The sequence below is a fragment of the Prauserella sp. PE36 genome, assembly GCF_003311655.1.
In the GTDB taxonomy this organism is placed as follows: domain Bacteria; phylum Actinomycetota; class Actinomycetes; order Mycobacteriales; family Pseudonocardiaceae; genus Prauserella_A; species Prauserella_A endophytica.
In genome coordinates, this window is sequence record NZ_QEQT01000041.1 from 110,251 (window position 1) to 130,177 (window position 19,927).

General features: G+C 69.4%; 20 protein-coding genes and 3 pseudogenes. 15 read left to right on the forward strand and 8 right to left on the reverse strand.

Annotation, left to right across the window (positions count from 1 at the left end; all coding sequences use genetic code 11):
* The first annotated feature begins 174 nt into the window (after positions 1-174).
* From DI005_RS38495 to DI005_RS07080, 6 genes and pseudogenes are all read left to right on the forward strand, one after another.
* Entirely contained in the window at positions 175-858 is a 684-nt protein-coding gene (locus DI005_RS38495; protein ID WP_199542595.1) for a DUF5994 family protein, read from the forward strand.
* A gap of 75 nt (positions 859-933) precedes the next feature.
* Complete coding sequence (locus tag DI005_RS38500; RefSeq protein WP_170200527.1) at positions 934-1,092, forward strand: DUF6307 family protein; 159 nt, start codon at positions 934-936, stop codon at positions 1,090-1,092.
* A 91-nt stretch (positions 1,093-1,183) separates the two neighbouring features.
* Entirely contained in the window at positions 1,184-1,591 is a 408-nt protein-coding gene (locus DI005_RS07065; protein ID WP_113641606.1) for a DUF6292 family protein, read from the forward strand.
* Between the two features lie 131 nt (positions 1,592-1,722).
* Positions 1,723-2,022, forward strand: a complete 300-nt coding sequence (locus DI005_RS07070; protein WP_113641607.1) for a hypothetical protein — start codon at positions 1,723-1,725, stop codon at positions 2,020-2,022.
* 180 nt (positions 2,023-2,202) lie between these two features.
* Entirely contained in the window at positions 2,203-2,703 is a 501-nt protein-coding gene (locus tag DI005_RS07075; protein ID WP_113641608.1) for a DUF5994 family protein, read from the forward strand.
* Positions 2,704-2,759: 56 nt separating this feature from the next.
* A pseudogene (locus DI005_RS07080) lies at positions 2,760-3,363 on the forward strand (GNAT family N-acetyltransferase).
* A 263-nt stretch (positions 3,364-3,626) separates the two neighbouring features.
* Here DI005_RS07080 and DI005_RS07085 read toward each other — a convergent pair.
* Complete coding sequence (locus tag DI005_RS07085; protein WP_228713813.1) at positions 3,627-3,827, reverse strand: lipopolysaccharide assembly protein LapA domain-containing protein; 201 nt, start codon at positions 3,825-3,827, stop codon at positions 3,627-3,629.
* A 50-nt stretch (positions 3,828-3,877) separates the two neighbouring features.
* On the reverse strand, positions 3,878-4,759 hold the full coding sequence (locus DI005_RS07090) for a LysR family transcriptional regulator (protein WP_112271433.1): 882 nt from the start codon (positions 4,757-4,759) through the stop codon (positions 3,878-3,880).
* 96 nt (positions 4,760-4,855) lie between these two features.
* Between DI005_RS07090 and DI005_RS07095 the strand changes: the two genes are divergently transcribed.
* From DI005_RS07095 to DI005_RS07105, 3 genes are read left to right on the forward strand one after another with little or no spacing between them, the layout of a single operon-like run.
* Positions 4,856-6,289, forward strand: coding sequence for a sulfatase-like hydrolase/transferase (locus tag DI005_RS07095; protein WP_158559780.1), 1,434 nt, complete (start codon positions 4,856-4,858; stop codon positions 6,287-6,289).
* Between the two features lie 33 nt (positions 6,290-6,322).
* Positions 6,323-7,657 carry an MFS transporter gene (locus tag DI005_RS07100; RefSeq protein ID WP_233520022.1) on the forward strand — a complete coding sequence of 445 codons (1,335 nt, stop codon included), beginning with the start codon at positions 6,323-6,325 and terminating at the stop codon, positions 7,655-7,657.
* Positions 7,654-9,030: an FAD-binding oxidoreductase gene (locus DI005_RS07105; protein WP_113641610.1), complete on the forward strand. Its 1,377-nt coding sequence runs from the start codon at positions 7,654-7,656 to the stop codon at positions 9,028-9,030. The genes DI005_RS07100 and DI005_RS07105 overlap by 4 nt, the downstream gene beginning before the upstream one ends.
* Before the next feature lie 835 nt (positions 9,031-9,865).
* On the opposite strand, the gene DI005_RS07110 is transcribed toward DI005_RS07105, so the two are convergent.
* The 3 genes and pseudogenes from DI005_RS07110 to DI005_RS39655 form a co-directional block, all read right to left on the reverse strand.
* On the reverse strand, positions 9,866-10,192 hold the full coding sequence (locus tag DI005_RS07110; RefSeq protein WP_112271428.1) for a hypothetical protein: 327 nt from the start codon (positions 10,190-10,192) through the stop codon (positions 9,866-9,868).
* Entirely contained in the window at positions 10,189-10,620 is a 432-nt protein-coding gene (locus tag DI005_RS38875; protein WP_369973564.1) for a hypothetical protein, read from the reverse strand. The genes DI005_RS07110 and DI005_RS38875 overlap by 4 nt, the downstream gene beginning before the upstream one ends.
* Before the next feature lie 24 nt (positions 10,621-10,644).
* Positions 10,645-10,782 (reverse strand): annotated as a pseudogene (locus DI005_RS39655) (hypothetical protein); the annotation flags it as partial.
* Between the two features lie 8 nt (positions 10,783-10,790).
* Here DI005_RS39655 and DI005_RS07120 point away from each other — a divergent pair.
* From DI005_RS07120 to DI005_RS07145, 6 genes and pseudogenes are all read left to right on the forward strand, one after another.
* Positions 10,791-11,375 (forward strand): annotated as a pseudogene (locus tag DI005_RS07120) (enoyl-CoA hydratase-related protein); the annotation flags it as partial.
* Between the two features lie 50 nt (positions 11,376-11,425).
* On the forward strand, positions 11,426-12,226 hold the full coding sequence (locus tag DI005_RS07125; protein WP_113641613.1) for an enoyl-CoA hydratase/isomerase family protein: 801 nt from the start codon (positions 11,426-11,428) through the stop codon (positions 12,224-12,226).
* 56 nt (positions 12,227-12,282) lie between these two features.
* The gene (locus tag DI005_RS07130) at positions 12,283-13,044 is read left to right on the forward strand and encodes an SDR family NAD(P)-dependent oxidoreductase (RefSeq protein ID WP_113641614.1); all 762 of its coding nucleotides are present in this window, start codon (positions 12,283-12,285) and stop codon (positions 13,042-13,044) included.
* Between the two features lie 54 nt (positions 13,045-13,098).
* A complete protein-coding gene (locus tag DI005_RS07135) occupies positions 13,099-13,707 on the forward strand; it encodes a hypothetical protein (RefSeq protein WP_113641615.1) in 609 nt (202 codons plus the stop codon).
* Positions 13,704-14,240, forward strand: a complete 537-nt coding sequence (locus DI005_RS07140) for a hypothetical protein (RefSeq protein ID WP_112271417.1) — start codon at positions 13,704-13,706, stop codon at positions 14,238-14,240. Before DI005_RS07135 ends, DI005_RS07140 begins: the two co-directional genes overlap by 4 nt.
* A gap of 87 nt (positions 14,241-14,327) precedes the next feature.
* Positions 14,328-15,413 carry an ABC transporter ATP-binding protein gene (locus DI005_RS07145; RefSeq protein ID WP_112271415.1) on the forward strand — a complete coding sequence of 362 codons (1,086 nt, stop codon included), beginning with the start codon at positions 14,328-14,330 and terminating at the stop codon, positions 15,411-15,413.
* Here the strand turns inward: DI005_RS07145 and DI005_RS07150 are convergent.
* From DI005_RS07150 to DI005_RS07160, 3 genes are read right to left on the reverse strand one after another with little or no spacing between them, the layout of a single operon-like run.
* Positions 15,390-17,165 (reverse strand): ABC transporter ATP-binding protein, encoded by a 1,776-nt coding sequence (locus DI005_RS07150; RefSeq protein ID WP_113641616.1) that lies wholly within the window; start codon positions 17,163-17,165, stop codon positions 15,390-15,392. The two genes, DI005_RS07145 and DI005_RS07150, sit on opposite strands and share 24 nt — an antisense overlap.
* The gene (locus DI005_RS07155) at positions 17,162-18,817 is read right to left on the reverse strand and encodes an ABC transporter ATP-binding protein/permease (RefSeq protein ID WP_113641617.1); all 1,656 of its coding nucleotides are present in this window, start codon (positions 18,815-18,817) and stop codon (positions 17,162-17,164) included. The genes DI005_RS07150 and DI005_RS07155 overlap by 4 nt, the downstream gene beginning before the upstream one ends.
* A complete protein-coding gene (locus DI005_RS07160) occupies positions 18,814-19,761 on the reverse strand; it encodes a hypothetical protein (protein ID WP_113641618.1) in 948 nt (315 codons plus the stop codon). The genes DI005_RS07155 and DI005_RS07160 overlap by 4 nt, the downstream gene beginning before the upstream one ends.
* Positions 19,762-19,927 lie beyond the last annotated feature (166 nt).

Here is a 19,927-nt window from a genome sequence, read left to right on the forward strand (position 1 = left end):
GGGACCAGTCCTGGTGGCGGGGTTGAGCCGACTGTGGCTTGTGGACTTTCTGGCGCTGCCACCGGTCGGTGCGGCATCCGGTCCGGCCCCGGACGCTGGTCCCGGGTGAACAACAGGACCAGCCCGCGATCGGTCCGGCCCCCAGACGAGCTCGGACCGAAGGGCGTTCGGACCGTGTTCGCGGCCGGCGCGACGCCGAAGATCGGCTCATGCTGGTGGAACGGCGTAGTGTTGGTGGTGCCGGGAGTTTCTCGCGCATCGTCAGCTTCGTCGATGCCGTTGCCGGTGACAACAGCGTCGGCCGGTTCGCCGGCTGGAGACGGGAGCGCCGACATGCCGTTGGGCTCGCACGATCACCGCGCACGCCGAACCGGCGGGGCCGGTGCCGGACGGCAGCCTTTGCGGTTGGCCCTGAAACCGAGGGCCGCGGCGATGGGAATGGTCGACGGCGCCTGGTGGCCCCGATCATGGGAACCGGTGGCCGAGTTTCCCGCGATGATCGCGGGCATCGAGTGGCGGCTCGGACGTGCGGCGAGGATCGCGTTCAACGCGGACGCCTGGGCCGAGGCGCCGCGTCGCCTGGTCGTCGACGGACAGCCGGTCGAGCTGGAGGGCTTCCGCTCGCTGGACGAGCACACCGTGCTGGTTTCGGGGCACGGCTGGCATCGCATGGTGTTGCTGGTGATTCCACCGGAGACGAGCGAACGTGCTGCCGCGGCAGCGTTGGAACGGGCGGCCGACCCGGGAAACACTGAACAGGCCACGCAGATCCTGTTCCGCAGTGGGGCCGATTCCGGCTTCGCCGAGGTGACAGTGCCGGTCGCCCGCACCGGTGCGGGCGCGGCCCGGCCACGCTGAGAGACACCGGATCGCTCCAATCCGCCGCCGATCCCGGCAAGGCGGGTCCTTATGCGCACGAACCAGGAGACAACGATGACCTCGAGCACGGCTTTCATCTCCCGCTACGACCGCCGCGTGACGCGCGCGCAGGAGGTGTTGAAGCAACACACGAAGCTGACCGACGCGGAATGCCGCGAGATCGCGGTCCAACTGCTGCACACTCTTGACACGATCCCGGAGAAGGTGCGGTAACACTGGTGACGACGCGGCCGAAGGCGCGAGGGGGCCGCCGGTGACCGGCGTGCCGACGACAATGAGGCCTCCCGCCACGTACGCTGTGCGCATGAGTGATGACGCCACGACGGCGTCGCTACGCCGGGGCCTCGCGGGTTACCTGCGCGCGGTGGCCGATGCGCTGGCGGTGCCTGCCGAGGCAACGTCGTTCGAGATCAGCGACACGGTGTCCGCCTACCTCGGTCTGTCCCGAAGGTGGGGCCAGCGGCCGCGGCACGACCTGATGCTGGTATGGAACGAGCGACACGGCTGGGCGCTGGCGGTCGAGACGGAACCCGGCGAGCCGACCACCGTGGTCGGCTATCTGGCCAGTGACCAGGTAGCCCCCGACCCGGCCGTCGTCGCCCGCTTTGTCACGGACGTGCTCGCGGGTCGCCGAACCGCCGCCCGGAGACCGGACTTCCCGACCACGGCCGCCCGCGATCAGCTCGCCAACGAGCTCGCCCGGTACATCTAGGGTGCGTCGACGGCGCCCATCAGCGGCCGTGGGCGATCTGTCCTAGCCTGAAACGGCAACGGAATCGGCGCTGTGGAGCCCGTGCTCCCGCCGCGCGACAACCCCACCCACTCCCGCTGGAGGACGACTGCATGCCCAGCGACACACCGGAGAAGAGCACCAGTCAGCTTGCCGTGTGGAGGGACCTCCTGGCGGCCCTCGACCGGGTTGACGTGGCTTGGCAGGCCACGCAATCGGCCACATCGGGAACCCAGGCGTCGGCCCAGCTGCCCGGCAACGTCGCCGTGGCCCTGGTCAAGGCATCCGAACGAGGAACGCGAGCGCTGGCCGGAATCGCGGAAACTCTTGTCGAGCAGTACGACAGCGGTGAGCCGTTCCGGCAGGTGGCCTCCGCGCTGCGGCAGGCCATCGACGCCTGGCCGACCAGGTAGGAAGACCGCCGCCGCTGGGTGGCTGCGCGAGGCGTAGTATTGGAGGTGTCGGGAGCATCTCGTACGTGAGCGGCCAAGCCTGCGTCGTCCTCGACGATAGCCAACGCCGGCCGCTGTCGCGGCCGAGGCGGGAGCGCCGACGTGACGTCGAGCTCACAAACACTTGTTGCCACTTCCACGATGCCGATGGTCGTCGCACCATCTCGGGGCTCGCTGCGCTTGCGCATGAAGCCGGACGGGTCGGCCTCGGGGTACGTCGACGGCGCGTGGTGGCCACGATCCTGGGACCTGGCCACCGAGCTGCCGGAGCTGCTCGCCGTGCTCGCGGCTCGGCAAGGCTCGATCGAGCGGGTGACGTACAACCTGACCAGGTGGGAGCCGGGTACCCGCCGGCTGACGGTGGACGGCCGGGTGGTCCGGTTGGAGGGCTTCCGTTCGCAGCACCCCGGCACCGTGACCGTGGCCGGCAGGGGCAGGCGGCGCCTGACCCTGCTCGTGGTGCCACCCGAAGCCACCCCTTCGGCCGGGCACCACGCCCTCATGACGGCGTCGCGGCGAGACAACGTCGACAGCACCGACGTGCTTCACGCTCTTGACCTCGGCGCGGATGCTGCGGTCCCGGAGCCCATGCCTGCGGCCACCGAAAGCTGGGAGAACGACGGGGGCAGCCGACTCCGTTGACTGCGCCGGGCGGGTTTGGACCTCGGGACGATCAGCACGACCAGAGAGGTCTGGCGATGACCACTAGCGAATCCATCACGACGACACCGCGCCCTCCCTTGGTCACCACGCGACTGATCCTGCTGGGCTGGCAGATCGAGGACGCGCCAGCGGCCCTGGCCGTCTACGGGCACGCAGCCGTGGCCCGCTGGCTGACCCCGGCCATGGACACCGTGCCCGATCTGGCGGCCATGCGGTTGCTGTTGCAGCAATGGATCGCCGACCGCCCGGTCGGCGTTGCCCGCGGGGCGCTGGGCGATTCAGCAACGTAGCGACGGGCGGGTCATCGGCGGAGCGATTCTGCTGCCCCTGCCGCCGGGTCGGGAGGATCTCGAGATCGGCTGGCAGCTCCACCCGGACACCTGGGGTCAGGGCTACGCGTGCGAGACCACCTATGCCTTGACCGACTGGGCCTTCCGGCACGACGTCGATGAGATCTTCGCCGTGGTCCGGCCGGGAAACACGCGCGCCGCCGCCACCGTCCGCCGCAACGGCATGCAGTGGGTCGGCGAGACCGGCAAATACTTCAATCTCGCACTACAGGTCTTCCGCCTCCGGTCGGCCGATCTCGACCGGGCGGCCGCCTCTGCCCAGATTGCCCCCGCCTTCAAGGCGGACTGACCGGGAAACTCGGAGACCGAACGACGTTCTTCTCCTGTGCGCGAAGGCCTTCCCACCGGACCATGTCCGATGGGAAGGCCTTCGCGGCATCGACTCCGCCTTGCCACCGCTGGACGTACGCCCACAGTTCGATTCCCAGTAGACGCGCGCCCCTTTGGAGCTGCGCGCCGGAGCCGAGTTTTGCCGCCGTGGCCCGGTAATCGGTGAGCTGAGCTGACCAAGCTGTTGTGCCGCGGTAGAACGGTGCTGGCTCGGCTGAAGTACTACGTTCGGCGGGCTGATCGGTGTAGGTGGCGGCGAAGTTGCCAGATCCGCAGCGATCCCGCGATCGCGGTCAGCAGCACGCCGGCCACTGCGGCCAGCAGCACCGCCACGGCGAGCGAGACGTTTCCGCTTGCACCGAAGTAGGAGATCTGCACCGTTTGGGTGTTCTGCAGGATGACGATCAGCAGGAGCACCAGCACCGCGGCGAAGACGATGACGCCGACCCGCCCGCCGGGGAGCGTGCCTGACGCTACGCCCGCGCCTGCTCGAGGCCGGCCGCGCGCACGAACGCCTGCGTCGCGGGTGGCAGGGGGCCGCCGCGCAACACGACCAGGATTGGCCTGCGGTACCTCGGCCGGACCGGCCGCAGAACGCAGGGGCCGACCAGCGACGGGGAGATCGGCGACCACCAGAGCGCGTAGCCGACACCCTCGCGGACCATCGGCAGGACACCGTCGATCGAGGCGACCTCGACCGGTCTCGGCGTCCTGCGCCCACGCCTGCGGAGCTCGGCCTCGAACCACTGGCGGGCGGCGGACCGCTCCGGCGGCACGGTGACCATGTCGAAGGTGAGCAGCTCGTCGAGCCCAACGGGCTCGCCCGCTCCCCCGGCGCCGGGCGGGAAGATCGCCTGCAGGTCCTGGTGGCCCACCTCGTGTGTGACCAGTCCCGGGTCCGCGACCGCGGAGACTGCGAGGCCGAGGTCGAACCGGCCGCGCCGGACGTCGTCGGCGATCCGGGTGTTGTCCAGTTCGGAACGCACGGTGATCGCCACCTTCGGATGAGCCCTGCGGAAAGCCGCCACCACGGGCGGCAGCCATCCCGCGCTGACCGCCGGGACCGCGACGAGGTCCAGCGAGCCTCCCTGCAACCCCAGGACGTCGCGGACGCTGTCGGCCGCGACCGCGAAGTCGCGGATCACCTGTCCCGCCGGTTCCAGCAGTGCCTTTCCGGCGCCAGTGAGCACCAGCCCGCCCGCGGCCCGTTCGAACAATGCCCCGCCCAGCTCCTTCTCCAGCTTGCGCAGGGCCGCCGAGATCGTCGGCTGCGAGACGTGGAGGTGGGCCGAAGCCCGGGTCGCGCCGCCGTGCTCCACGACCGCGAGGAAGTACTCGAGCTGCCGTCTCTCCACGGCAATGATGGTAAGCAGCGAACATCGACAAAAGCTATGGGTTCGACAGAAACGAACAATTGGACTCTATGGGTCCGCGTTCGTACCGTTCGCTGCGTGGTGAAGCCGAACCTGCTGATAGTGATGTCGGACCAGCACGTCCCGCACGCCTCCGGCGCCTACGGCGACACGGTGGTGCGCACGCCGACGCTCGACTCGCTCGCGGCCCGTGGGACGACCTTCGACGCGGCCTACTGCAACTCGCCGATCTGTGTGCCGTCCCGTGCCGCGATGGCGACCGGACGGTACGTGCACCAGACCGGCAACTACGACAACGCCTCCCCGTACACCGGTACCGAGGCCGCGAGCTGGGGGCATCGCGTCGAGGCGGCCGGGATCCCGCTCGTCACGATCGGCAAGCTGCACTACCGCGGCGTCGCCGACGACACCGGGTTCTCCGACCAGCGGCTGCCGCTACACGTCCGTGGCGGCACCGGCGACCTCTTCCATTGCCTGCGCGACGCGCAACCGCCTGCCCCGCAACTTCGCGGCGCCGTCGTGGGGACCGCGCGCGGCGAGTCCGACTACACCCGCCAGGACCGCTCCGTGGCCGAGGCCGCCGTGGCGTGGCTGACCGACGAGGCCCCCCGCGACCGCGCGTGGGCGGCGAAGGTCTCGCTGGTCACCCCGCACTACCCGTTCACGGTGCCCGGCGAGTACCTCGACCTCTACGCCGACATCAAGCCGCCAGAGCCGCTCCGCAGCGACCCGGCAGACTGGGACCGGCATCCCGCGGTCGACTTCTACCGGCGCAGCTGCGGGCTCGACCTCCCGCTCACGGCCGAGGAGACCCGGCGCTCGCTGCGGCACTACTTCGGGCTGGTGAGCTTCATGGACGCCCAGCTCGGCATGGTGCTCCGTGCGCTGGTGGCGACCGGCCAGGCGGAGAACACGATCGTGCTCTATGTCTCCGACCACGGCGAGCTGATGGGCACCGACGGGACGTGGTTCAAGGGCACGATGAACGAGCGGTCCGTCCGGATCCCGATGATCCTCGCCGGCCCCGGCGTGGCCGAGGGCGAGCGGTGCGGGACACCGGTGTCCCTTGTGGACGTCTTCCCCACCGTGCTCGACGCCCTCGGTATCGCCTCCGCCAAGGCCGACGCCGACCTGCCCGGGCGCTCCCTGCTCGAACTCGCCCGCCGCGGCACCGACCCCAGGCGGACCGTGTTCTCCGAGTTCCACTCGGCCAACTCCGCGAGCGGCGGTTTCATGGTCCGTTACGGGAGCTGGAAGTACGAGTACCACGTCGGGTTCCCCGAGCGGCTCTTCGACCTCGCCGCCGACCCCGACGAGCTGCACGACCGCGCCGCCGACCCGGCCGCCGCGGACGCGCTGGAGCGGGGCCGCAAGGAACTGCTCGCCATCTGCGACCCCGTCGCCGTCGACGCCGAGGTCCGCGCCGACCAGCGGCGCCGGATCGCCGAGTACGGCGGCATCGAGGCCGTACTCGCCAAACCCCTCATGACCCACTCCCCCACCGGAGCCTGACCTACCCTCAGCCCGACGAACAAAGGTGTTCTCATGACTCTCGCGCACGACCCCGCGCCGGGCACCCGGCGCATGGTCCGCAAGGCCGCCTTGGGAAGCGCGGTCGGCACGACCGTCGAGGCCTACGACTTCCAGATCTACGGCGTCGCCTCCGCGCTGGTCTTCAGCAGCGTGTTCTTCGCCGGGGTGCCCGCGTCGCTCGGCACGGTCTTCTCGTTCGCCACCCTCGCCGTCGGATTCCTGGCCCGCCCCCTCGGCGCGATCGTATTCGGCCACTTCGGCGACAAGCTTGGCCGTAAGAAGCTGCTCGTCATCGCACTGATGGGCGCGGGCGGCTGCACGACGCTGATCGGCGCGCTACCCTCCCACGCCTCGGCCGGGATCTGGGCGCCGGTGCTGCTGGTGCTGCTGCGGCTGCTGCAGGGTCTCTTCCACGGCGGTGAGCAGGGCGGCGCGGTCCTGATGGCCGTCGAGCACGCACCGCCGAACCGCAGGGGCTGGTACGGCTCGTGGGCCTTCCTGGGCAGCCCGGGGGGCGCGCTCCTGGCCGCCGGTGCCCTTTCCGCCACGATGGCCCTGACCGGCGACTCGTTCCTGGACTGGGGCTGGCGCATCCCATTCCTCATCAGCTTTGTCCTGCTGGGCATCGGCATGGTCATCCGCAGCACGGTCGCGGAGTCCCCCGAGTTCCAGAAGCTCAAGGACACCGGCGAGAAGTCGCGCTCGCCCATGGCGGATGTGCTCCGCGAGAACTGGCGCCTCGTGCTGTCCGCGGTCGGCGTCAACCTCGGCTTCAACGCCTTCATCTGGGTGCTGCTGACCTACAGCCTCTCCTACGGCACTCGATACCTGGGGCTCGACCGTCAGGTGATGCTCACCAGCACGCTGCTCGGCTCCGGCGCGATGATCCTCGGGATCCTCGTCTTCGCCCGGCTGTCCGACTCCCTCGGCAGGCTGCCGGTGATGCTCGCGGGCGCCGCGTTCTGTGTGCTCTACCCGTTCCCGCTGTTCGCACTGCTGGACACCCGCGACCCGACCACCGTCACCGTCGCGATGGTCGTCGGTTTCGCCGGAGCGTCGGCCCTGTTCGGCCCGATGGCCGCGTTCCTCGCCGAGCTGTTCCCGACCAAGGTCGCCTACAGCGGTGTCTCCCTCGGCTACTCGCTCGGTGCCGTGCTGGGCGGCGGGTTGGCTCCGTTCGTCGCGAGCCTGCTGATGGAGGCATCCGGTGGTGCGTACTGGAGCGTGTCGCTGTACCTGACGCTCGGCTCGGCGCTGACGCTGGGCAGCCTGGTCTACCTGCGCCGCCGCGCCGGCCGCACGGTGACGGCCCACGAGCGCTCCCACGAGGGGGTCGGCAGGTCGTGACCGTCCCGATCATCGACGCCCTTTCCCGTGCGTTGCCTCCCAATGCAGTGGTCACCGATCCGGACCTGCTGGCGGGCTACCGCCGCGACTCCGCCGCGCTGTGCGAGTCGCACCTCCCGCTCGCGGCCGTCCTGCCCGTCGACGAGGACCAGGTGCGGACCACGGTCCGGATCGCGGCCGAGCTCCGGGTGCCGCTCGTGCCACAGGGAGCGCTCACCGGGCTTTCCGGGGCGGCGAACGCGGTGGCGGGCGGCATCGTGGTCAGCACCCGGCGGATGAACCGGGTGCTCTCGATTGAGCCCACCGACCGCCTCGCCGTCGTCCAGCCCGGGGTCACGAACCAGGAGCTGCGCCTGGCCGCGGCCGAGTACGGGCTTACCTACCGGCCCGACCCGTCGAGCTGGGAGTCCTCCACCGTCGGTGGCAACATCGCTACCGACGCCGGCGGGCTGTGCTGCGTGAAGTACGGCGTGACCCGCCGCTTCGTCCGCGCACTGCGGGTGGTGCTGGCCGACGGCCGGGCCGCCGCCGTCGGCCGGAAGACGATCAAGGGGGTGGCCGGGCTGAGCCTCGCCGAGCTGTTCATCGGCTCGGAGGGAACCCTCGGGGTGATCACCGAGGCCACGGTCGCGCTGGAGCCGGAGACCGACACCCCACTCACCCTGGCCGCGACGTTCCCCGACGCCGCGTCCGCGGGCCGGGCCGTCACCGCCGTGCGGGCGGCAGGAGTCGTGCCGAGCCTGTTCGAGCTACTCGACCGCACGGTACTGCGGGCCATCGACAAGCACGCGCGCATGGGCCTCGGCGACGCCGGTGCCCTGCTGATCGCCCAGTCCGACACGGGCCCGCACGCCACGGCCGAACTCCGGACGATCGCCGGCGCGTGCCACGCGGCCGGAGCGATCGACGTCGTCGCCGCCGAAGACGAGGCCGAGTCCGAGCAGCTCGTGCAGGCCCGGCGGCTGGCCTACCCCGCGCTCGAAGCGCTCGGCTCCCCACTGGTCGACGACGTAGCCGTGCCCCTGTCCGCGCTGGCGCGGGTGATCGACCACGTCGAGTCGGTCGCGGCCGCGCGCGGCCTGACCATCGGCGTCGTCGGACACGCCGGTGACGGGAACCTGCACCCCACGGTCATCGTCGACCCGAACGACCCCACCACGCTCGCCTCGGCCCACCACGCCTTCGAGGAGATCGCCACCCACGCGCTCGGCCTCGGCGGCACGGTGACCGGCGAGCACGGTGTCGGGCTGCTCAAGGTGGGCCTGCTGGAACAGGAGCTCGACCCCGTCGCGGCGGAACTGCAACGCCGCGTCAAAGAGGCGTTCGACCCGCACTACCTGCTCAACCCCGGAAAGGTACTGGCACGGCCATGAGCACGGCGGTTCTGTGGTCTTGTTGCGCCAACGGCGCCGCCGAGGTGCTGCCACCGATCAAGCAGGAGACGCACTGATGCCCCGTGCCCTGACCGTGACGACGTCCTACGCGCGGATGCCGCGCGCGTCTCAGCCATGATCAGCTCGGACGTCCCGGCGATGGAAACCCTTTTCTCCGCGGATCTCCTGTGGTTCCACGCCTCGCGCGATCGCGACTCGCAAGGACATCCTGGTCCGGCTATTCGACGACATAGGCTTCATGACCGGCCACATCGACATGGACGCACAGATCGGCTTCGTACGCAGAGCCGCCCCCAGCCGATTCACCAGCGTCTGGCAACTGACGAAAACAGGGGGCTCCGGCTTGTCAGCTGGCAGTCAGCACGTCACGACGGTTGACCCGCAGAATGAGTCGGCTTCGATCAACGCTGCCGCGACGAGTCATTGTCGCGGCCGGCTCCGTGTCCAACACGGACCTACTCCCACGTCGCCGCCGTCGAACAACGACTTCCTCGGAAACGTGGAGCCAAGGGGACTCGAACCCCTGTCCCCCTCACTGCCAGTGAAAACCCGGCAATTCCTGTACCTGCGGAAACATAGAACCGCTAGACAAGCGCTACCGTACAAAGTGGTTAGGCGCCGTTTGACGCAGTCGGACACGCACCCGTGCGCCAGTTTGCTCCACCGAAACTGGTGAGAAGCCGGGCAACAATGCCAGGGCGCCGTCGACGGGTTCGTCGACGGCGCCCTGACCAGGGACGATCGCGAACTCAGTTGCCGAGGCACGAGTCGACGAGCACCGGACAAGCAGGCTCGCGCCTCCGTCGTCCGGGTGCTACGCGTCCTTGATTCGCTCGTCGTAGTCCTTGGCCATGCCGAGCAGCAGGCCACGCGCGAGCGTGTGCTTGTCCACCGCCATGACCCGCTCGACGCTCTGCAGGCCGGGCAGCACCTTGACGACCGCCTCGAGAGTTGCGTAGTCGGGCGCCTCGAAGAGCATGTAGTACTGCTTGGTGTCCACCGTGCCGCAGCCACCGAGCCAGACCACCGGCCCCTTCGGCTCGTCCAGCATCGAGTCGGCGACGAGGCGAGCCAGTGGCTGGAGGTGCCCCTCGGTGACGTCCTCATCCGGACCGAGCTTCTGCCGGACCATGAACTTCATCGGCGTTCCTCCGGGAAATCGTCGGCGCCGTTGGTACCGAGTTTCTTGAGCTTGTACTTCTGGATCTTTCCTGTCTCCGTCTTGGGCAGGGACTCGGCGATCCGGACATAGCGAGGCACCGCGAACCGGGGTAGTTGCTCCCTGCAGTGGGCGACGATGGCCGCGGCCGAGATCTCGCGGCCCGCCCGAAGGACCACCGAGATGGCGATCTCGTCGTCCCCGAACTCGGACGGCACCGGATAGGCCGCCGATTCCGCCACCTCGTCGATGGCGTTGACGACGTCCTCCACGGTCTGTGCCGCGACGTTCTCGCCACGGCGCCGGATCATGTCCTTGATCCGGTCGGAGAACCACAGATAGCCGTCCTCGTCGAAGTACCCGGCGTCGCCGGTGTGGAATCGGAAGTTGCGCATGACCTCCAACGACATCTCCGGCTGGTTCCAGTACCCGGAGAACGTCGACCACGGCTCGTCGGCCGACACCACGATCTCCCCGGTGACCCCTGGGGGAACGGGCTGGTCGTACTCGTCCACGATGCTGACCCTGTACGGCGGATACGGCTTGCCGCACGGGCGCGGAGGGCTGGTACGCGACCGAAGAAGAGCTCTTCCTCGGTTTGTGCTTGCGGTGGCGTGACATTCCCCGGCCGACGATCGCGCAGGTACACGGCCGGGTTGTGGGCGGCGGCCTGCTGTTGATGTGGCCGTGCGATCTGGTGGTGGCCGCCGACGACACCGTCTTCACCGACCCGGTGAGCGCCTTCGGTTGCGGGATCGGCGAATACTTCGTGCAGCCGTGGGAAATGGGGCACCGGCGTGCCAAGGAGATGCTGTTCACCGGCGAATCCATCGATGCCCTCGACGCGCATGCCCTCGGCATGGTCAACCGGGTCGTCCCGCGCGAGGAACTCGCAGTGGAGACGCTCTCGCTGGCCGAACGGATCGCCGAACGGCCCACTTTCGGGATCCGGTTGGCCAAGCGTGCGGTGAACTACGCGCTCGACCTCCAGGGGCAGCGCTCGGCCGTGGAGGCGGCGTTCGGGCTTCATCACCTCGCGCACTCACACAACCGTGAGCTGCACGGCGGTCTCGTCGACCCCGCCGGCATCCCCATGGTCCGCGAGGAGGTCCGCAGCCGAGCGGTCCGGTCGCCCGGTGTGCGGCCCAGCGGCGAGTCGTCGTGACCAACGCGGCCGCCAGGCCATCCGATTCAGCAGAAAGCGAGAGCACCTCGATGTCCCATGCCGGAGACGGGCACCACGTCGTTCGCTACGAGCTGCGCGAGTCCGCAGCATGGATCGTGCTGAACCGGCCCGAGGCCCGCAACGCGCTGTCGACCGAGGTCGTCGAAGGGTTACGGGAATCGCTCGCACGGGCCGAGCACGATCCCGCGGCGCGGTCGGTCGTGCTCGCGGGCGAGGGCCCGATGTTGTGCGCCGGCGCGGACCTGAAGATGGTGCTCGGCCGGCTGGACGAGGACGGAGCGCTCAGTGCTTTCCTCGTCTCGGTCGGCGAAGTGTGCATGGAGATCGCACGGCACCCGAAGCCCGTCATCGCCGCTGTCCAGGGCGGTGTGATCGCCGGCGGGTTCGAGCTGGTACAGGCCTGTGACCTCGTGGTTGCCACCGAGGACGCGACGTTCTGCGACGGCCATGCACGGTACGGCCTGTTCCCCGCCGCCGGTGGCGCGGTCCGGCTCGTCCGCAAGATCGGCATGAATCGCGCCAAGCAGTTGCTGTTCACCGCCGAGCCGTGGTCCGCAGAGAAGCTGCGGGAAGCCGGGCTCGTCAACCAGGTCGTGCCCACCGGCCAACTGGAACCGGCGGTCGCCGCGCTCACCGAGCGGATCGGCAGGCACAGCGGCCAGGGCCTCGCGGAAATGAAGCGGGTCATGGAGCACGGGGCCGATCTGCCCATGGCTGCGGCGTTGCAGCTGGAGCTCGACGCCTGCCGCGACTACGCCGCCCGCTGTCCCGACTTCTCCGAGGGCCTGCGTGCCTTCAGCGAACAGCGAGAGCCCAGTTTCCTGCGGTGACCCGGCCCGCCTGCTCACCAGCGTCAAAGCTGTCAAAGCTATCGAAAGGCACCAACGTGGAGCTTACGAACAAGGTCGCCCTCGTCGCGGGGGCCGCGTCAGGTCTGGGCCGCGCGGTGTGCGCCGACCTGGCCAAAGCCGGCGCGATGGTCGCCGTCATGGACCGCGACGAGCCCGGAGTCCGGGCGGTCGCGGAGGCCCTGCCCCGCGGTCTGGCCGTCCCCGCCGACATCACCGACGCGACGGCGGTGGAGGAGGCCGTCGAACGGGTGTGCGCGGAGTTCGGCGCGGTGCACATCAACGTCAACACCGCTGGTGTCGTCGATGCCGCCAAGGTGGTCTCGAAAGGCAAACCCGCCTCCCTGCAGGAGTTCCAGCGTGTCGTCGACATCAACCTGTGCGGCACCTTCAACGTCATGCGTGTCGCGATCGCCGCGATGCTGCGCAACGAGCCGGAGAACGGCGAGCGCGGCGTGGTGATCAACACCTCGTCGGGTGCCGCGTTCGAGGGGCAACCGGGGCAGGCCGCCTACAGCGCGAGCAAAGCCGGGTTGATCGGGCTCGCTCTGCCGGTGGCGAGAGAGGTCGCCGGTAAGGGCATCCGGATCAACACCATCGCGCCCGGTCTGTTCGACACGCCGATGTCGGCCAGTCTGCCCAAGGCTGTGCGGGACGGCTTGACAGCCGAGATCCCCGAGCCGAGACGGCTCGGGCGGCCGGAGGAGTTCGCCGACCTCGTGCACAGCATCATCGGCAACGGCTATCTCAACGCCGAATGCATCCGGCTCGACGCGGCGGTCCGAATGTCGTACCGCTGATGCCTCTGCGTCAGTGATCCTGGCGAAAGCCGAACGACACCAGGAAGGGGCAACGTGGCCCTACCCGATGCGGACGAGAAGGCGGTGTCCGACGCCGCCGTTGCCGCTGAACCCACGGCTGACAGCACCGATCCCACCGAGCCGGAAGCGGAGTCGCCGCGCCCCGCGCGGGGACTCCCCTCGGCCGTGCGATACGCGGCACTGATCCTGCTGGTCCTCGTGACCATCGCGGCCGCGGCGGTCGCCGGCCGGCTGTGGTCGGAGGAGCGTGCCGCCGCCGGCCGCGAGTCGTCGGCCCGTGACGCGATCGCGGCGGCGAGCGAGGCGGCAACGGCATTGACGGGGCTGAGTTACCGTCGGCACGAGGAGAGCCTGGCCCGCCTGCGCGACCTCGCCACCGGGGAGTTCCGGCAGCAGATCGACGACCAGTCCGGTGCTTTCGCCACGACACTGACCACCCACCGAGTCGAATCGCGGGGCCGGGTCCTCGCCGCCGGCATCGAGGAGCGCAGCGAGGGCGGCGCCACTGTCGTCGTGATAGCCGAGGCGTCGGTGAGCAACAACGCGTCCGAACAGGAGGACCGTCGCCATTACCGGCTCCGATTCGGTATGACCCAGCACGATGGACGGTGGTTGGTGCGAGGGTTGGAGTTCGTGCCGTGATCACACCGAAACTGCTCGGCTCGATGGCCGGACTCGTCCAGCGAACCACGCTGAGCTGGAAGCGCGTCGCCGTCGCCGTCCTTGTCCTGCTGGCAACCGGGTTCACCGTGGCAGGCGGCGTTCTGGCGTCGCGAACCAACTCCCTGGCGGCGCTCGACGAAAGCCGGACACAGGCGCGGCAGGCCGCCAAGGCGGCGGTCGCGGATGTGCTGTCGTACGACCATCGCAGCCTTGACGCCGATCGCCGGGAGGCGGCGGCGCTGGTGACCGGGAGCTTCGCCGACGACTTCGACGCACTGATGGACGACGTGCTCGGCTCGGTGGTGCGTGACAAACGAGCCAGCGTGACCACGACCGTCACGAGCGCGTCTGTCATGGAGGGCGACCAGGACGCGGTGGTCGTGCTCGTGCTACTCGCGCAGGAGAGCGAGCAAGCCGGGCAGGAAACCCCGGTCATCACCAGCGCGGCCGCGCGCGTCGAGATGCGCGACGTAGACGGCCGTTGGCTGATCGCGGAGCTCGCCCCGTTGTAGCGCCCCGCCCACGACAGCAAGCAGCCGGGCAGGCCGAGGCCCGGCAGTCACCCAGCCGCCCATTGCCGAGCACATCAGGAGATTCGTGTGGGAGCCGAAGTGGTCGTCGAAGGACTGACGAAGTCCTTCGGAAACCAGAACATCTGGCGTGATGTGACGCTGACCTTGCCCGCCGGCGAGGTGTCGGCCCTGCTCGGGCCATCCGGCACGGGCAAGTCCGTGTTCCTCAAGTCGATGATCGGGCTGCTCAAACCAGAGCGAGGCCGATGCATCGTCAACGGCGTCGACATCGTGACCTGCTCGGAACGCCAGCTGTACGAGGCGCGCAAGCTGTTCGGTGTGCTGTTCCAGGACGGCGCGCTGTTCGGTTCCATGAACCTGTTCGACAACGTGGCCTTTCCTCTGCGTGAACACACTCGCAAGTCCGAGACCGAGATACGGCGGATTGTGCTGGAGAAGCTGGACATGACCGGCCTCACCGGCGCGGACCGCAAGCTGCCCGGCGAGATCTCCGGTGGGATGCGCAAGCGCGCCGGCCTGGCTCGCGCGCTGGTGCTCGACCCGCAGATCATTCTCGTGGACGAGCCCGACTCCGGCCTCGACCCGGTACGCACCACCTACATCTCACAACTGTTCCTCGACGTGAACGCGCAGATCGACGCGACCTTCCTGATCGTCACGCACAACATCAACCTCGCGCGCACGGTGCCGGACAACATCGGCATGCTCTTCCGCAAGGAGCTGGTCATGTTCGGGCCGAGGGAACTGCTCCTGACATCCGAGGAGCCGGTGGTGAGGCAGTTCCTCAACGGACGGATGGACGGGCCGATCGGCATGTCCGAGGAAAAGGACAGTGCGACCCTGGCCGCCGAGAAGGCGCTGTTCGAAGCCGGTCACGGCTCGGGTGGCGTCGAGGAGGTCACCGGTGTACCACCACAGATGCGACCCACTCCGGGCCTGCCCGACCGTGCTGGTGGCCGCAGACGACTGGACCGCGTCATGCAGCTGCTCCATACGCTGCCGGAGACGGCGCAAGAAGCCGTCCTCGCGTCGTTGTCCGGAGAAGACCGCCGACATGCCGGAACTCACCAACACGATGAGGGCACCGTAGCCGGGCAACGGCCGCGCGGCCCGCGGCCATCGACCCACTCAGTGCGGCATGGCCGACGGTGACGGCCCCGGGGACCTTTCGGGTCCTGGCTTCTTGGGATCCGGTGGGTCATGGTCCCTGGTGGCTGCGGCATCAGTGGTGGCGTGGTGGGTGTGTCCGGCGCCGATGTCGATGCTGCGGTCGAGTCTGCTGAGGGTCTCGGCACGGTGCGAGGCGATGAGGGCGGTGCCGGTGAAGTCGGCGATGACGTTTGAGATCGCGTGTTCGGTGTCGGGGTCGAGGCTGGCAGTGACCTCGTCCACGAGCAGGATCCGGGGCTGGCGGACGAGGGCGCGGGCGAGGCAGAGGCGGGCTTGCTGTCCGCCGGAGAGCCGGAGCCCGCTTTGGCCGAGGTCGTCGTCGAGACCTATCGACTCGGCGGTACCTACCCGGCGGAGTATCACTGTCAGCTCGTCGTCGGGTAACGGTGTGGTGCCGCGGAGGAGATTGTCGCGGACGGTTCCGTGGAACAAGGTAGCGTCCTGATCAACCAGGGCGACCGCCCCTCGGAGGGCTGTGTCGTCGATCTGGTTGATCGGCAGGGTCGCGCCGTCGCGGTCGACGAGTTCGATGCTGCCCGACGACGGGTCCCACAGTCGTGCGGCGAGGGCGATGAGGGTGCTCTTGCCGGAACCCGAGGGTCCGGTCAAGCCCACGTGCTCGCCGGCAGCGATGTCCGCTGACCAGGACGACAGTGTTGGTGGCCGGTCGTCGTAGGAGAAGGACACGTCACGGAACCGCAGGCCCAGCGGCCCGTCGGGGAGCGGCCGCGGCGAGGTCGGCGCGGTGACGACCGGGGGCCGGTTGATGCCGTCAGCGACACGCTGGGCACTGGCCACCAGTGGGTGCAGCTGGGTGAGGGTGGTCGTCGCGTCGGTGGTGGCGAGGACTCCCGCGAGGGCGAGCGCGACCAGGGCTGGCAGCAGCGCCGGGGACAGTCGCGGCTCGGCAGTGCCGGAGAGCACCCCGGCGGCGAAAGCGCTGGTAGCGATCACGCCGATGACGACAGCGGTGACGATGAACTCGCGAATGGCGGTGACCAGTTGCGTCAGCAGTTCGCGTCGCCGGGCGATCGTGGTGATCCGGGTGGTGGCGTCGATGGTGTCGGCGATGATGCGCGAGGTGAGACCGTAGGCCAGAACTTCACGCAGGGCGCCGAGCGCGTCGACGATCCGTACTGACAATGAGGAGCGTTCGTGTTGTTCGGCCGCGCCCAGCCGCCGGATGGCTCCGGCTCCGTAGAACGCGCTGGTGGCGACGAGGACGCTACCCGCGAGCAGGACGATGCCCGCTTCGGGCAGTAGTGCGAACGCGGTGGCCAGGCAGGTGAGGAACACGGTGATGGAGGCCCCGAGTTGGGCGATCGTGTGGGCGTAGAAGAACTCCAGCTTCTCGATGTCGTCCATCGCCACACTCGCGGCATGTCCGGAATGCTCACGGCGCCGGCCTGGGACACTGCGTGCGTAGGCGTCGAAGAGCGCCATCCGCAGTCGTGCCAGCACGCGGTAGGCCAGGGCGTGGGAGACATCCATTTCCCGCCAGGTCAGCACTGTCCGCACCACGACGAGGCCGGTCAGTACGATCCACCATCCCAACCCGGGCAGGGCGCGCTCGACGACCGCGTGACCTACGGCCCACGCGGTCAGGACCGACAAGGCCGCCAGCGCCATGGCACTGGCGGTGCCGATGAGATAGCTCCCGAGCATGCCCCGCCATTCGGGGCGGAGCACCGGCAGCAGCGCACGGAAGGTGCGCGGTGAAGGGATCGTGGTCACCGGGTGCTCCTGTCCAGCTGACCGGAGTTCAGCCGCAGCACGTTGTCCACCCCGGTGAGTGTTTCGGGTCGGTGGCTGATCATGATCACGATGCGCTCGGCGGCGACCCGGTGCAGTGTCTCGATCACGTCGGCGGCGCGGACGGGATCCAGGGCGCTCGTCGGTTCGTCCACGAGCAAAACCGGCCGGTGCGCCAGCAGCGCGCGGGCCAGGGCGAGTCGTTGGCGTTGCCCGCCGGACAGGCTCGACCCTGCTTCGGTGACCTCGGTGTCGAAGCCGCGGGGAAACGCCTGGATCTCCTCGAGGATGCCGGCGGCACGGCAGGCGGCGATGAGCTCGGATTCCGCTACGGTCCCGGTGACGGCGAGGTTGTCGCGGATGGTCCCGGCAAAGAGCACCGGCCGTTGGGAAACCACCGCGATGTCATCGCCCCGCAGTGGCCGACCGTCCAGGTCGATCGTTCCGGCATCCGGGGTGAGAAACCCGAGTAGGAGGTCGAACAGGGTCGATTTACCTGCCCCCGAGGGGCCGACGATGGCGCTCAGCGTGCCCCTGCGCGCGGTCAGATCGAGACCGTCGAGTACCGGGCCGTCCGAGTCGGCGTAACGGAAGCTCAGCGCCCTCACCCGCAACTGCCTGGCCTGCTCGGGTGAGACCGCGCCGCCCGCACCCGCCGCCGGGGTGGGCTGTGCCGTGTCTGCCGCCCCGGCGAAGGCACCGATCCTGGCCAGGCCGGGGATCGCGGTCAGCCCGAGGAACCCCGCATGCCAGTGGCGGGAGAGCTCCCGGATCGGACGGAACGCTTCGGAGACGAGCAACAAGATCAGGTAGACCTCGACGGCAGGCGGTTGCCCGGTGACGGCGTGGACGATCGCGGCGCCCGCTGCGGCGACGACTCCGGCTTGGATCGCGAAGTCCGTCACCCCCGTCTCGGCCAGCGACACCCGCATGACTCGTTCGGTGGCTCGTCGCAATGCTTCGGAGCGTGCGTGCAAGCGCCGTCGGGTGCCGGAGACGTCCCCAAGCGTGCGTAGTGTGGACATGCCCCGCAGGCTTTCGAGCAGGTCGGCGCTGACAGCTTCGTAGCTGCCCCAATGATCGAGTCCGCGCCGGGCCATCATCCGCTTCCACGCCATCGGCCCGGCCAGGGCGAGCACGACCCCGGCAGCCACGCACAGGCCCGCCCATGGTGACAGCACCATCACGGCGATGATCACCAGTGGACAGGTGACGAAGAGCTGAGCGATGACCGGGATGTACTTCGATACGTACGCGTCGGTGCCATCGATCCCATCGCCGAGGCTTGCCCGCATCGATCCGTCCCGGACGGTCGTGTCGTGCAGGCGGTCGGGAACCAGCGCGGCCCGCATCGCCCGGCGGCGGATCGTTTTCCGCACCTGTCCGCCCAGCCGCGCCGCCGCCGAGGTTTGAACCAGCGAGAGCACCAGGCGGGCCAGCGCGATCCCGACGATGGCTCCCAGCGCCACGAGCACGTCCTGCGCCTGCCCGTCCAGGACCGCCGACATGGACCACGCGATCGCCACAGCCTGGCCGACATGGGTGGCGAAGACGAGCACCAGTAGGGCGATGCTCCACGCCAGTGCGGCAGGGAACCGGGCCGCTTCGCGCCACAGCTCGCGCACGATCATCATGCGCAGGCCTCCTGGGCATCGTTCGTGTGACGGTGCCCGGACGCCGGCAGCATCGCGAGGGCATGCGTGATCCAGCGCCCATGGCCGGCGGCGATTCCGGAGATCGGCCGGCTCCGCCACCGGCCCGACAGCGTTCCGTCGTAGCACAGTGACGCGGCGCGACGATGCGCCTGCCACACGGCCCCGGCGATGTCCTGAGCCGGGGCCTGCGCGGGCACCGACCACGTCTCGACCCGGTCCGCCCCGAGAACCCAGCCCTGCCCGGACAGGCGCGCGACCTCCACGGCACGCGGCTCAGGGCGACGGCCGGTGGCCTGTTCGAACTCGCTGAGCGCCGGAGAGCGCCGGGTGGCCAACGCATGGCTGCGGTCGGCGTCGACTGTCCACGATGGAGGAAGTTCGACCGCCGCCAGCGGGATCTCGGGAACGAGCCCTCGGCTCAGCCACGGCTGAGCGCAGGCCGCGCGCGGAACACCGAGCAGTGCCCGCAGCAGCGGCCCAGGACCGGTCGAGGTCTTCAGGTGCTGGGTGATGAGAAACTCCACCGCCGTCTGCGCATAGGCGACATCGGCGATCCAGAGCGGCCACGCGCGGTGGCGATACCGTCCGAAACTGCGGCCGGGCTGTACGGTCAGCACCAGTGTGGTCTGCGCGGTGGCCGGACGGGCGCGCTCGATGTCCCATCCGGTGGCAGGTTCGCGGGCCGCGACCCGGCGCAGGAGATGCCCGTTCTCGTGGTCGTAGAGGTAGCGGCCTGGGTCCAGACCGTCGAGGCCCGCGCTGCCGACGACGAGATGGGTGTGCACCGGGTAGGCGGCTCCGGCCGACGGCACCGGCCGTTGCCGGATGCTGGTGACGGTACCGTCGGGCAGGTGGTGGTAACCGGGGCTGCGCCACAAACCATCGAACAGGCTCCGCAGACGCTCAGGGATGGCGACGGGCACCGCTCCGGCCCCCTGCCATGGGTTGACCCGGGGTCCGGGTGCCACCGGTGGCCCGGGACTCTCCGGAGTGAGGGCGCGTGCCAGGGGCGCCGGGAGACTCCACATCGCCGGTGCCGCATGCCGCTGGGTGCTGTCTGTGGGGGTGCCTGTGGTCACGGGGGTCATT